The organism is Burkholderia sp. S-53 (assembly GCF_025560745.1).
Taxonomy (GTDB): domain Bacteria; phylum Pseudomonadota; class Gammaproteobacteria; order Burkholderiales; family Burkholderiaceae; genus Burkholderia; species Burkholderia pyrrocinia.
This window is the reverse complement of record NZ_CP090484.1, coordinates 1,020,073-1,033,001: the sequence shown is the minus strand read 5'-3', so window position 1 is coordinate 1,033,001 and position 12,929 is coordinate 1,020,073. Positions and strand designations below refer to the sequence as shown.

General features: G+C 62.0%; 10 protein-coding genes. 9 read left to right on the top strand and 1 reads right to left on the bottom strand.

Annotation, left to right across the window (positions count from 1 at the left end):
* The first annotated feature begins 16 nt into the window (after positions 1–16).
* From LXM88_RS26820 to LXM88_RS26805, 4 genes are all read left to right on the top strand, one after another.
* Positions 17–475 (top strand): DUF1795 domain-containing protein, encoded by a 459-nt coding sequence (locus LXM88_RS26820; RefSeq protein ID WP_262545732.1) that lies wholly within the window; start codon positions 17–19, stop codon positions 473–475.
* Positions 472–4,785 (top strand): RHS repeat-associated core domain-containing protein, encoded by a 4,314-nt coding sequence (locus LXM88_RS26815; RefSeq protein ID WP_262545730.1) that lies wholly within the window; start codon positions 472–474, stop codon positions 4,783–4,785. The genes LXM88_RS26820 and LXM88_RS26815 overlap by 4 nt, the downstream gene beginning before the upstream one ends.
* Positions 4,786–4,789: 4 nt before the next feature.
* On the top strand, positions 4,790–5,413 hold the full coding sequence (locus tag LXM88_RS26810; RefSeq protein WP_262545729.1) for a hypothetical protein: 624 nt from the start codon (positions 4,790–4,792) through the stop codon (positions 5,411–5,413).
* A gap of 763 nt (positions 5,414–6,176) precedes the next feature.
* Entirely contained in the window at positions 6,177–6,395 is a 219-nt protein-coding gene (locus LXM88_RS26805; RefSeq protein WP_065501341.1) for a hypothetical protein, read from the top strand.
* 84 nt (positions 6,396–6,479) lie between these two features.
* On the opposite strand, the gene LXM88_RS26800 is transcribed toward LXM88_RS26805, so the two are convergent.
* Positions 6,480–7,103: a hypothetical protein gene (locus LXM88_RS26800; RefSeq protein WP_262545728.1), complete on the bottom strand. Its 624-nt coding sequence runs from the start codon at positions 7,101–7,103 to the stop codon at positions 6,480–6,482.
* Between the two features lie 808 nt (positions 7,104–7,911).
* Here LXM88_RS26800 and LXM88_RS26795 point away from each other — a divergent pair.
* The 5 genes from LXM88_RS26795 to LXM88_RS26775 all read left to right on the top strand — a co-directional run bounded on the left by LXM88_RS26795 (position 7,912) and on the right by LXM88_RS26775 (position 12,882).
* Complete coding sequence (locus tag LXM88_RS26795) at positions 7,912–9,030, top strand: branched-chain amino acid ABC transporter substrate-binding protein (protein ID WP_047902577.1); 1,119 nt, start codon at positions 7,912–7,914, stop codon at positions 9,028–9,030.
* 171 nt (positions 9,031–9,201) lie between these two features.
* Positions 9,202–10,128: a high-affinity branched-chain amino acid ABC transporter permease LivH gene (livH, locus tag LXM88_RS26790; protein WP_069748923.1), complete on the top strand. Its 927-nt coding sequence runs from the start codon at positions 9,202–9,204 to the stop codon at positions 10,126–10,128.
* Positions 10,129–10,139: 11 nt separating this feature from the next.
* Positions 10,140–11,411 carry a high-affinity branched-chain amino acid ABC transporter permease LivM gene (locus LXM88_RS26785; RefSeq protein ID WP_262545727.1) on the top strand — a complete coding sequence of 424 codons (1,272 nt, stop codon included), beginning with the start codon at positions 10,140–10,142 and terminating at the stop codon, positions 11,409–11,411.
* Positions 11,408–12,181, top strand: a complete 774-nt coding sequence (gene livG, locus LXM88_RS26780) for a high-affinity branched-chain amino acid ABC transporter ATP-binding protein LivG (protein WP_111018740.1) — start codon at positions 11,408–11,410, stop codon at positions 12,179–12,181. The genes LXM88_RS26785 and livG overlap by 4 nt, the downstream gene beginning before the upstream one ends.
* Positions 12,181–12,882, top strand: a complete 702-nt coding sequence (locus LXM88_RS26775) for an ABC transporter ATP-binding protein (RefSeq protein WP_262545724.1) — start codon at positions 12,181–12,183, stop codon at positions 12,880–12,882. Before livG ends, LXM88_RS26775 begins: the two co-directional genes overlap by 1 nt.
* The last annotated feature ends 47 nt before the right edge of the window (positions 12,883–12,929 follow it).

Sequence of the window (12,929 nt, the reverse complement as noted above, 5' to 3'; positions counted from 1 at the left end):
ACGAACAAAACCAGCCATGCACTACGCAATCCACGAAGGCACCTTCGAACTGCCGGACGCGGCGCTCGACCGCACCGTCAACATCCTCGTGATGAACGCCGGCCCCGGCGGCCTCAACCTCGTGATCGCCCGTGGGCGGCTGCGTGACGGGGAAGGTATCGATGCGTTCGTCGCGCGCGAATGGGAAGTGGCGTCGCGCGACGCGAAGATGCTCACCGAGAAGGCGCGCCGGCCGGTGACGGTGGCGGGCCGTTCGGGCATCCAGATCGATTCCACGCACGAGCGGGATGGCCGGCTCTGGCATCAGGTGCAGACCATGTTCCCGTCCGACGACGCCGGCCGCGTGCTGGTGATGACGCTGACCAGCGCGGCACCGCTGACCGCAGAGCAGCAGGCGATCGCCGACCGTATGCTCGCCAGCTTCCAGCCGCGCGCGGCTCGACCGACCCTGCTCGGACCGGGTGACGCGTCGTGAGTGCGGAAAACTTCGCGGCCGCTCGCTTCGAAGATCCGATCCAGCACACGTCGTTCCTGGGTGAGCTTGTCGGCACGGTCGGGTCGGTGGTCGGCGGTGCCATCGTCGGTGCATTGGTGGCGGAGGCGATGGAGGGGCTGGTGTTCGTCGGCCTCGCTGCGCTCGAGATCGGCACGGCAGGGTTGGCGACGCCGCTCGTGATTGCGATCGGCGTGGGGGTGGCGGTCGGCTCGGGCGCGCTGATGGAAGCGAGCGGGATGAACGAAGCCATCGACGACGGCGCGAAGGCACTGGCCAATTCGATCGTGCCGCCCGAGATCAAAGGCAAGATCGCGAGCGGGTCGGGGAACGTTTACGTCAATAACAAGCCGGCGGCGCGGGCGGCGAAGCCGGGGGATCTCGATACCGTCGCGTGTACCGATCATCCCGGGCCGCAGATGATCGCCGATGGGTCGGGGAGCGTCTATATCAACGATCATCCGGCCGCGCGCGTCGGCGACAAGACGACTTGCGACGGGACGATTGCCGAAGGGTCCGATAACGTTTTCATCGGCGGTGGTACGCAGCGGGTAAGGGACGTGAAGTCTGCTTCACGGCTTGGATGGCTGGGGGCGGCGCTTGGTATCGCGCTCGCGGTTTGCGGCCGCGGGAAGATGAGCTGGGGGCAGTTTCTGAAAGGTAAGTTGCCTTGCCTTGCGATCAATTTTGCAGCCGGTGCCTTCGGTACGTGGCTCGGCAGTTTGGCGAGGCCGTCTGCGGGCCACCCGGTCAACGTCATTACCGGCGGCAAGATTCTCGATGGCACGGACGATACCGACTTCGCATTGCCCGGGCCGCTGCCGATCGTGTGGAGACGTTTTTACAGCAGTCACGATGATCGTGCTGACAGCCTGTTCGGGCCGGGCTGGAGTGTGCCGATCAGCGTTGAGCTGCGGCTTGCGCGTGAGCATGGCGAGGTCACGTCGATCGCATATTGGGATGAGCAGGGGCGCGACATCGCGTTCCCGGCGGTGCCGCCGGGTGACAGCCATTTCAGCGTTCCCGAAGGCATTTACCTGATCTGTACGGCTGGCGGCCACTACGTGGTTGAGACGGTCGACGGGTTGTATCGCGATTTCGGCCGTGCTCGTAGCGATGCGGACAGCGAGACGCTCAAGCTGTGGCGTCTCGAGGATCGCAACGGTAACTGGATCGAGGTGGAGCAAGAGGCGGCCGATGAGGTTGTGCGGCCGGCCCGGCTGCATGACAGCGCTGGTCGCATGCTGACGCTGGTCTACGATAAATCGCAGCCGCGACGAATTGCCACGATCGAGCTGACTCGTGGTGTGGACGGTGAGCAACCCGACACGCTGGTGCGTTACGCGTACAACGGTGCAGGCGAGTTGGTGGCGGTTACCGATCGCAGTGGCCATACCGCGCGACGCTTCGCGTACGAGCGTGGACTGATGGTTCAGCACACCTTGCGCGGCGGTTTGCAGTGTTTCTATGCGTGGGAGGGCGTCGGTCGCGACGCGCGCGTCGTGCGCCACTGGACCGACGACGGCGAAGCGTACACGTTCAACGCGGACCTCGCGCAGCGTACGGTGACGATCACCGATCAGATCGGTCGCGTTACGCAGTGGACGTGGAACGAGGATCAGCAGCCGACGAGTCATACGGATGCAGAAGGTCATGTTTGGCGGTTAGAGTGGAGCGCGAAGCGGCAGTTGGTCAGTACGACCGATCCGGCTGGGAACACGACCCGCTTTGAATATGACGAGCGCGGGCGCCAGACCGAGCGCATAGACGCACTCGGTCAGGTTGAGCGCACCGAATGGAATGGGCACTACGACCTGCCTGTCGCGGAAACCGATCCAGCCAACTCGCGCTGGATCTACCGCTACGACGGTCGCGGCAACCTGACGATGACGCGCGATCCGGCGGGCTTTGCGACCGAGTATCACCGGGATGAGCGTGGGTTGGTGCACACGATCCGCGATGCGCGGGGTGGTTACAAGTTCCTCGAATGGAATGGTCGTGCGCAGTTGACCTCGTACACCGATTGTTCCGGAAAGATCACGCGGTTTGCATATGACGCACGGGGCGCGCTCGCGCGCGTGACTGATGCGGCCGGGCAGTCAACCGTGTATGAAGCGGATGCAATGGGGCGGGTTACGGGGATCGGGACGGCCGATGGTGCTCGTCAGACGTTCCGGTACGATGCGGCCGGGCGTCTCGTCGAAGTTGTCGATGCGAATCAACGCAGCACGCGCTATGAAATCAATGCGCGGGGGCTGCTGCTGTCGCGTACTGATGCGGCTGATCGTGTCGTGCGGTTTGTTTACGACGATGCGTTCAGGCTCGCGAGTTTGACCAACGAAAATCATGAGTCGTATCGCTTCCAGTATGACCGTCGTGATCTGGTTTCTGCACAAATCGGCCTCGATGGTCACAAGCGCACATATGAATATGACGTGTGCGGCCAAGGCACGATCGTACGGGATGGACAGATCGAGACGCGCTACGAGCGCGACGCGATCGGGCGACTGACGGCGAAGCAAGCTACGCATGAGCGTTGTGAGTACTTGTACGACAAGGCGAACCGAATCGCATCTGCCGAGTTGTACACGTTGGCCGCTCGTGGCCCGTCGCTGAAGAATCGAGTCAATCTGAAATACGACGCGCGCGGAGCGGTTCTCGAGGAATACACGCCGACCGGCTGGCTCGCGCATACGTACGACGAGCTTGGCAACCGTGTCAGCACCACAATCTCGGGCGAGCGCACGATCGATTGGCTGCATTACGGCTCGGGACACGTGCACCAGATCCGCGTTGACGGCGCTGCAGTTGCCGACATGGAACGCGATGATCTGCATCGGGAGGTGCTACGAACGCAGGGCAAGCTGACCAGTCATTTCGGGTACGACGCGGTTGGCCGGCGTGCGCGGCACGCTGCGCAGCGAGGCCGGGCGGCGGACGATCTGCTTGCGAAGCAGTGGCAATACGATGCAGCGGGCGACGTGATCCAGAAGCGAGATCAGCGTCATGGCACGACGAGCTATCGATATGACCCGACTGGTCGCATTGAACAGGCGGCAGGGCCGGGGGTGCCGTCGGAAGTGTTTCGCTGGGACGCGGCGGCCAACCTGGTGTCGAGCGATCACCCAGGCGGCTACGTCGAGCACAACCGGCTCAAGATGTTCGAAGACAAGCGCTTCGAGTACGACTCGTATGGACGGCTGGTTCGCAAGCTGAGTGGTCACGGGCCTGCAAAAGAGTTGGTTCTTGAATACGACGATTGGAACCAGTTGAAGACCGTCGTGACGAAGGACAGGCTAGGCATCGCGACGACGCATTTCGAATACGACGCGTTTGGCCGGCGGGTTCGGAAGCTCAATGGTGGCTATGCGAGTACTGATTTCCTGTGGGACGGCATGCGCCTCGTGCAGGAGACATATCACGACCGTCAGGGCGAGGAAGCGCTGACGTACTTGTACGAGTCCAATAGCTATGTGCCGCTTGCGCGGATCGATCAAGGTAAGCCGGCGGCTAATGATGCGGATGCGCGAGACGCCGTCTACTACTTCCACAACGACGTTTCGGGGCTGCCAGAGGAACTGACCGACGCCGACGGCGAACTGGTCTGGCAGGCCCGATACAAGGTGTGGGGCAACGCGGTGCAGGAGGAGTGGATTGCGCGGGCGCCGCAGAGGTCGACAGCCTCGTGGGGTGAAGTGTCGGTGGCCGCGGCGACGTCCATACACGTACCACGACCACAGAACCTGCGTTTCCAGGGACAGTATCTGGACCGTGAGACTGGGTTGCACTACAACACTTTCCGGTTCTACGATCCGGACATCGGGCGATTCATCAATCAGGACCCCATCGGGCTCGCCGGTGGGCACAACCTTTATCAATATGCGCCCAATCCGGTCTCGTGGATTGATCCGTGGGGATGGGCGGTAACTCCGCTGGATGCTCCTGGGTATTCCACGTATGGTCTTTACGAGCCCGGAGCGAATGAGCCCTACTACGTTGGCCATACCGGACAATCGCTCGACGATCGCCTCTCTGAACATGTAGGTACCGGACGAGCCGTTCGAGGGCAGACCGAAATTCGCTCTCTTGAAGGGCCTACAGGGACGTTGACATATAGTCAAGCAAAGGGATATGAGCAAGCATATAGAGAAAAATTCAATACCAAAACAGGGTTCCCCGGCAATGTCATCGAGCCTATCAATAAATTGAGAACAGATGAGCGCGGCCTATCTCATGTGAATTTTTATAATGATAAGGCAAAGGAAATTGGGTTGGGCCGATGTGGAGGTTAATGATATGGCATTGCTGAAAGTAATACCTGGCGATATTGTTGCAATTCCCTGCGAAATGAACGGGGAGTGGGGGTTTGTGTGTTCTCGGGTGATTCTGGTTGGGGCGACAAAATGGATTGAGGTTTTTGACGAATTTAGTGTTGACTTCAAGGTGGCATCAGAAGATGCGAAGTCGGGAAAATATTCAAAAAATTCCCGCCTATTTAATCCTATTCTGGCGTCTTTTGATTTTGGGAAAAACTTTTGCGCAGTGAAGTGGCCCATATTGTCATCAGATCCTCTCTATACGCCCGATCAATCGAATTTCTCAGAAATAGAATTTGAGGGGCCGTCATATGAGGAGTTGGGGATTTATTACAAAGGGGGCGAGAAATTTACTGAAAAGCAAGGGGTTCGCAGAAACTTAGAGGATATGACGATATTTTCCAATCCCCAGCTTGTTAGGCGTATAAATTTGTATCTTTCTGGATACATCAAAGAGGGCACGCCATGGAATTCAAGATTGGTAAAATCGATTATTGATAAAGAGGGTATGAATTGGTGGGTGGGCGGAATAAATGCATGCAATGACAAAGCAGATGCGGTCGCGCTTCTATTCAAAGAGTCGCGTACCAAAAAGAAGCGATGAAATTGTATCTGTTGACGCGGTTACAGACCGAATCAATGCGGCATGAGCGAGTGTCACGGGCGGCCATTCTCCGATATCGTGATTCTTGATGAAGCGATTTTCGCAGTGGTGTGCCATACGCGTGAATTCGTTGCCCCTCATCCAGGTGGATCGGGTTATATTGGATCTATAAAGGGGCCGGGGGCAATCCAATTTCTGCGATCACATGAAGGTAAATATGCGCCGGGTATCTTACTGGAAGCGGGAGCAATGTCGCTAGACGCATAGATCGGGGTGGGTGTAGCCTGATCCCCAACTGGAGCCGAGACGAAATGAACTGTTTGTCGGTGTTGGTCGGTCGACATTTCGAGGGGCATCTTCTAGCCCGACTACCTGTCAGATCGAGTTCCAGCTAATACATCTGATCCAATCGAACTGTTTCGAATCGTCAAGTTCTGATCAATCGCTCACTGTGACAGATCGACGTTCGCCATCAACGCTCGCAATGGCCGTAAGCATTGACCTCATTGTCTGCCTATAACCAACGGCTAACGTGTGCCCAAGCAACAAACACTGTCTAATAGGCAATGTCCAGCCGAAGATGATCGCGCGCGCGGATGGATACGTTGCACGTCCTGATCCACACGTCGAAGCCCCATTTGCACAGCCCCACCAACAAAGGAGGAATCCAAACCATCAAACCGCCGCAGTAAACGAGCGCGGGCCGCAAGTGCTACCAACACTCACGACCCGCTAACCACAGCCAACTAATGGAGAGTTGCCCATGGCTAAGCCGAATCATAAAGCACGACCACCGAAGACGGAACGTTTCGTAACGATCCAGGAAATGTGGGGTACGCCGAAAACCGACCTCAAGCCGGAGAAGTTCTACCCGTATATGAAGATCGGTGGGATGTGGCTGATCAGCGATGCGTGTTTTGTCCCGGGCCGAAAGGCGCGAATCGATATTGAGCCTGGCCGGCTGATCATCACGCAGTTGTAAAAGGCAACGCCGCGAGATGCGGCCGCGCTGCGCGAAGTCGCGCAGCGCGCGGGTAGGGCTGCTGCTACCAGCCGCCCGAACGCATCACCAGGCGATATTGCAGGACGACCGCGACGTCCTCGCACCGCCGGTAGCCGTGCAATGCGTGCCCGCGCCGTTGTCATAGAACGTGCGCGTTTCCGGTTGCGGCACCGACGGATCGAACGGATTCGGCGTACCGTGCGGGCCGCGCGCAGCATCGTACGGCCGCGTCGGCGCATACGAGCCGCCACCGCCAGCTGGGCGCGAGCCGTTATCTCGCAGGTACTCGTTCCAGTTCTGCTCGCGCTGCTTGTACCCCGGCAACGCGCGACCAAGACTATCGCTGCCACCTGCGCCGAGCGCGACGCGATTCGCGGGCAATACCAAATCGGGTTCGTGCTCCGACGAAGGCGGCGGTGCCACAAGCCTATCGCCCGACACACGCAACGGCCGCGTATCAGGCGTATCGAACGGACTACGCTCCACGGGCGCAGCGTACTGCACGCGGCGACGGTTCATATGTGCCGCATGCCCATCATCACGAGCAGCAGCACGCCGCTCCGAACGAAACACATTGGCACCAGCCGACCGATCGACGAGCGTATCGCGACCCGAAGCATCGGCAGCGGAAACAGAAAGCGCCCACGCAAGCGCGGCGGCGGAAGACAAGCGAAAAGGATGATTCATCGGCGATCCCAATCAGGTGATGTGCATTGAGCAAAAACGGCAGATCACTGGCTGGCGAGACTGAACGACGGACGGGCGTCGAAGCGGCCCTGAGGCGACGGCGAAGCGCGGCGGGCGCGACTCGCAGGAAGGCTGGCTGGATTGCAGAGGCGAATTCGTATTATTTCACACAAATATCAACGAGCTTTCGAAACAGCCGAATCTGTCGGCAAACGGAAGGATTTACCGCCCACGGCGAGCGCCCCGTGTTGGTGCTTCCCCTTCAAATCGTCAGCTGATTGATTTTCAGCGATCGGACCCTTAGCAGACCAAACACGCCCTGCACACAATCCAGGATCGCCAAACCCCATACCCAGCAAGGCAACCACCCAACCCGACACCCTCCATCGCAACCCGATTGCACCGAAAGCAAACGTTCTCGCCCCCGCCCGGTTGCCCCCCCGGTCGCCACCCCATCCCTACGTGTTTTCCCTCGGTCGACCGGCATTTTTGACAGACGATTTAAAAACGCCCATATAATTTCGACTGCCTTGCCAACGGCTGTCGGACCATCCCTCCGATCAAGCGGTTTGGCAAGCGGGGCAGGCGAAACGCTTGCGCAATGCAAGACGCATCACGATGATGTCTTTCCGAACCAGACGTCCCCTTCGGGGACTGCAAGAGCCGGGCCCCGCTACGCAACATTCCGCTGGAGTTCCGTCTTCTATGTGTCTCGGGCGTGTCCCATGTCCTCGCCCCGGGTGCTGTTCGATTGCGCAAGTCATGCCGCCTTTGCCCGTATGACTAAACAACATCGAGGAGCTCCCAGATGACGCTGTCCCGTCTTACGTCCATTTCCGTCGCCGCCGTGCTGTTCGCCGCGGGCGCCGCCGCCGCGCAAGCGGAAACCGTGAAGATCGCCATCGCTGGTCCGATGAGCGGCTCGGTCGCCCAATATGGCGACATGGTGAAGGCCGGCGCGCTGACCGCGATCGAGCAGATCAACGCGGCAGGCGGTGCGGGCGGCAACAAGTTCGAAGTCGTGCTGATGGACGACGCATGCGAACCGAAGCAGGCCGTCGCCGTCGCGAACAAGATCGTCAGCCAGAAGATCAAGTACGTGATCGGCCACGTGTGCTCGGGTTCGACGATCCCCGCATCCGACATCTACGAGAACGAAGGCATCGTGATGGTCACGCCGTCGGCCACCGCGCCGCAGCTGACCGAAGGCAAGAAGCGCCACTTCATCTTCCGCACGATCGGCCGTGACGACCAGCAAGGCCCGGCGGCCGCGCACTTCATCATCAACAACGTGAAGCCGAAGAAGGTCGCCGTCCTGCACGACAAGCAGTCGTACGGCCAGGGCATCGCATCGTCGGTGAAGAAGGACCTCGAAGCCGCGAAGATCCCGGTCGTGCTGTTCGAAGGCATCAACGCCGGCGATTCGGACTACTCGGCGATCATCACGAAGCTGAAGTCGCAAGGCGTCGATTTCGTCTACTTCGGCGGCTACCACCCGGAAATGGGCCTGCTGATGCGCCAGGCGCGCGAGCAGGGCGTGAAGGCCACGTTCATGGGCCCTGAAGGCGTGGGCAACAAGGACGTGACGGCGATCGCCGGCCCGGCTTCGGAAGGCATGCTCGTCACGCTGCCGGCCGACTTCTCGGCCGACCCGGCCAACGCGGCGCTCGTGAAGGCGTTCGCGGACAAGAAGCGCGACCCGAACGGCCCGTTCCAGATGCCGTCGTACGCAGCGGTGAAGATCATCGCCGACGCGATCGCCGGCGCGAAGACGACCGATCCGACCAAGGTCGCCGCGTACATGCACAAGACGACGTTCGACACGCCGATCGGCAAGGTGTCGTATGACGCGCAGGGCGACCTGAAGGCGTTCAAGTTCGTCGTGTACACGTGGCACAAGGACGCGACGAAGACCGCCGCCAAGTAATACGGAGTACCCGCCCCGCGCACCCGCTCTGCCCGTCACCCGGGCGGAGCGCGTGCGCATTTGGCCGTTCCGCGGCCAACGGGCGGCCCGAGACGACACCGTGCGTTGCGCGCGGCCGCAGCCGTGATCCGGCGCGGCACGCGACGCGGCGCCAACGGGAGCTTCCCGCACATGACTGACTTCTTTCCGCAATTCGCCCAGCAGCTGGTCAACGGCCTGACGCTGGGTGCGATCTATGCGCTGATCGCCATCGGCTATTCGATGGTCTACGGCATCATCGGCATGATCAACTTCGCCCACGGCGAGATCTACATGATCGGCGCGTACGTGGGCCTCGTGACCCTGACCGCCATCGGCATCTCCGCCGGCTATCCGCTGCCGCTCGTGCTCGGCGCCGCACTGATCGTGTCGGTGATCGTCACCGGCCTGTACGGCTTCGCGGTCGAGCGCGTCGCGTATCGGCCGCTGCGCGGCGGCCCGCGCCTCGTGCCGCTGATCTCCGCGATCGGCATGTCGATCTTCCTGCAGAACTACGTGCAGATCGGCCAGGGCGCACGCGACGTGTCCGTGCCGGTGCTGATCTCCGGCGCGTTCGACATCCACCTCGGCGGCGACTTCGACGTGACCATCCCGTATTCGCGCCTGATGATCGTCTGCGTGACGGTGGTGCTGATGATCGCGCTCACGCTGTTCATCGGGCATTCGCGGATGGGCCGGGCGTGCCGCGCGTGCGCCGAGGACATGAAGATGGCGAACCTGCTCGGCATCGACACGAACCGCGTGATCTCGTTCACGTTCGTGCTCGGCGCGATGCTGGCCGCCGTCGGCGGCGTGCTGATCGGGCTGACGATCGGCAAGCTGAATCCGTATATCGGCTTCGTCGCGGGCATCAAGGCGTTCACCGCCGCGGTGCTCGGCGGGATCGGCAGCATCCCGGGCGCGATGCTCGGCGGCGTGCTGCTCGGCCTCGCCGAAACCTTCGCCGCAGGCTACATGCCGGCCGAGTACAAGGACGTCGTCGCGTTCGGCCTGCTCGTGCTGATCCTGCTCTTCCGCCCGACCGGCCTGCTCGGCAAGTCGGACATCGAAAAGGTCTGAGGGAGACGCAGATGAGTACAGTCATTTCCGTTCGCCGCCCGGCCGCCGACGCTTCGTTCGGCCAGGCGCTGAAAAATGCCATGGCCGCCGCGCTCCTGACGGCGATCCTCACGATCCCGGTGCTCGGCCTGCAGCTGAAGCTCGACGGCTACCAGGTCGTGCTCACGCCGCACTGGCGGCCGGTGTGGATCGCGGTCGCGGCCGTGTTCCTGTTCCAGTTGTTCAAGCCGTGGCTCGTGCGCGCGAAATCGGCGGTGAAGCTGCCGGCGATGCCCGCGATGGGCGCGCAGCAGCAGCGCGTGGTCGTGTGGGTGCTGCTCGCGGTCGGGCTCGTGTGGCCGTTCTTCGGCTCGCGCGGCGCGGTGGACGTCGCGACGCTCGCGTTGATCTACGTGATCCTCGGCCTCGGGCTGAACATCGTGGTCGGTTTCGCGGGGCTGCTCGATCTCGGTTATGTCGGGTTCTACGCGGTCGGCGGTTATACGTACGCGATGCTGAACCAGTACTTCGGGCTGTCGTTCTGGGAGTGCCTGCCGCTCGCCGCGATCGCGGCGGCGACGTTCGGCTTCCTGCTCGGCTTCCCGGTGCTGCGGCTGCGCGGCGACTATCTCGCGATCGTCACGCTCGGCTTCGGCGAAATCATCCGCCTGCTCGCGAACAACCTGACGAGCCTCACCGGCGGCCCGGACGGCATCTCGGGCATCGCGAAGCCGACGGTGTTCGGCTTCGAGATGGCGCGCTCGGCGAGCGTCGAAGGCGCGAAGACCTTCCACGAGCTGATCGGGTTGGAGTACAGCGGCGAGCACATGGTGATCTTCCTGTACCTGATCGCGCTGGTGCTGGTCGGCTTCACGCTGTTCGTGACGAGCCGCCTGATCCGCATGCCGATGGGCCGTGCGTGGGAAGCGCTGCGCGACGACGAGATCGCGTGCCGGTCGCTCGGCCTGAACCCGACGCGCATCAAGCTGTCGGCGTTCACGCTCGGCGCGTCGTTCGCCGGCCTCGGCGGCGCGTTCTTCGCGGCGCGCCAGGGCCTCGTGAATCCTGAATCGTTCACCTTCATCGAATCGGCGCTGATCCTCGCGATCGTCGTGCTCGGCGGGATGGGCTCGCAGCTCGGCGTGATTCTCGCGGCGATCCTGCTGACCGTGCTGCCGGAAGTCGCGCGCGGCTTCGCCGAGTACCGGATGCTGATCTTCGGTCTCGTGATGGTGTTGATGATGATGTGGCGTCCGCAGGGCCTGTTGCCCGCGAGCCGTCCCCACGTGGAGCTGCCCCAATGAGCACGAATGCAGAACTGTTGAAGGTCGCCGGGCTGCAGATGCGCTTCGGCGGGTTGCTCGCGGTGGACGGCATCGATTTCGACGTGCGCCGCGACGAGGTGTTCGCGATCATCGGGCCGAACGGCGCGGGCAAGACCACGGTGTTCAACTGCGTCGGCGGCTTCTACAAGCCGACCGGCGGCGACGTCGTGCTCGACGGTCACCCGATCGCGGGGCTGCCGAGCCACAAGATCGCGGTGAAGGGGCTGGTGCGGACGTTCCAGAACATCCGCCTGTTCAAGTCGCTGACCGTCGTCGAGAATCTGCTCGTCGCGCAGCATCGCAAGGTGAAGGCGGGGCTGCTGCCCGGCCTGTTCTCGACGCCCGCGTATCGCCGCGCCGAAAAGGAAGCGCTCGAACGCGCGGCCGTGTGGCTCGAACGGATGGGGCTGAAGTCGGTCGCCAACCGGCCGGCCGGCACGCTGTCGTACGGGCACCAGCGGCGTCTGGAGATCGCGCGCTGCATGATCACCGAGCCGCGTCTCTTGATGCTCGACGAGCCGGCGGCTGGCCTCAACCCGCAGGAGAAGATCGAGCTGCAGCACCTGATCGACAAGCTGCGCCGCGAGTTCGGCGTGTCGGTGCTGCTGATCGAACACGACATGAGCCTCGTGATGGGCGTGTCGGACCGCATCCTCGTGATGGAGCACGGCCGGCCGATCGTGATCGGCACGCCGGAAGCGGTCCGCAACGACCCGCGCGTGATCAAGGCGTATCTGGGGGAAGAGTGATGCTGAAGCTGGAACAGGTCCATACGCACTACGGCGCGGTCGAGGCGCTCGCGGGCGTGTCGATCGAGGTGAACAAGGGCGAGATCGTCACGCTGATCGGCAGCAACGGCGCCGGCAAGACGACGCTGATGATGACCGTGTGCGGCACGCCGCGCGCATCGTCGGGCCGCGTGATGTTCGAGGGCAAGGACATCACCGCGATGTCGACGCACCAGATCATGCGGCAGGGGATGGCGATCTCGCCGGAAGGGCGGCGCGTGTTTCCGAGTCTGACGGTGCTCGAGAACCTGAAGATGGGCGGGTTCTTTGCGAGCCGTCACGAGATCGACGACGGGATCGAGCACGTGTTCAAGCTGTTTCCGCGCCTGAAGGAGCGTGCGACGCAGCGGGCCGGCACGATGTCGGGCGGCGAGCAGCAGATGCTCGCGATCGGCCGCGCGCTGATGAGCAAGCCGCGCTTGCTGCTGCTCGACGAACCGACGCTCGGCCTCGCGCCGCTCGTGATCGCGCAGATCTTCGACATCATCCGGACGATTCGCGACGAAGGCGTCACGGTGTTCCTGGTCGAGCAGAACGCGAACAAGGCGCTCGGTGTGGCCGATCGCGGGTATGTGCTCGAAACGGGGAGGGTGGTGCTCGCCGATACGGGCGCGAACCTGCTCGCGAACGACCGGATCAAGCAGGCTTACCTCGGCGGTTGATGATGGAGGTCGCCGGCCTGCAATGGGCCGGCGGCGCTGCTGATCTG

Coding starts and splice junctions, on each gene's coding strand:
- LXM88_RS26785 (WP_262545727.1), top strand. CDS start 10,140: ATGAGTACAGTCATTTCCGTTCGCCGCCCGGCCGCCGACGCTTCGTTC.
- LXM88_RS26820 (WP_262545732.1), top strand. CDS start 17: ATGCACTACGCAATCCACGAAGGCACCTTCGAACTGCCGGACGCGGCG.
- LXM88_RS26775 (WP_262545724.1), top strand. CDS start 12,181: ATGCTGAAGCTGGAACAGGTCCATACGCACTACGGCGCGGTCGAGGCG.
- LXM88_RS26810 (WP_262545729.1), top strand. CDS start 4,790: ATGGCATTGCTGAAAGTAATACCTGGCGATATTGTTGCAATTCCCTGC.
- LXM88_RS26800 (WP_262545728.1), bottom strand. CDS start 7,103: ATGAATCATCCTTTTCGCTTGTCTTCCGCCGCCGCGCTTGCGTGGGCG.
- livG (WP_111018740.1), top strand. CDS start 11,408: ATGAGCACGAATGCAGAACTGTTGAAGGTCGCCGGGCTGCAGATGCGC.
- LXM88_RS26805 (WP_065501341.1), top strand. CDS start 6,177: ATGGCTAAGCCGAATCATAAAGCACGACCACCGAAGACGGAACGTTTC.
- LXM88_RS26795 (WP_047902577.1), top strand. CDS start 7,912: ATGACGCTGTCCCGTCTTACGTCCATTTCCGTCGCCGCCGTGCTGTTC.
- livH (WP_069748923.1), top strand. CDS start 9,202: ATGACTGACTTCTTTCCGCAATTCGCCCAGCAGCTGGTCAACGGCCTG.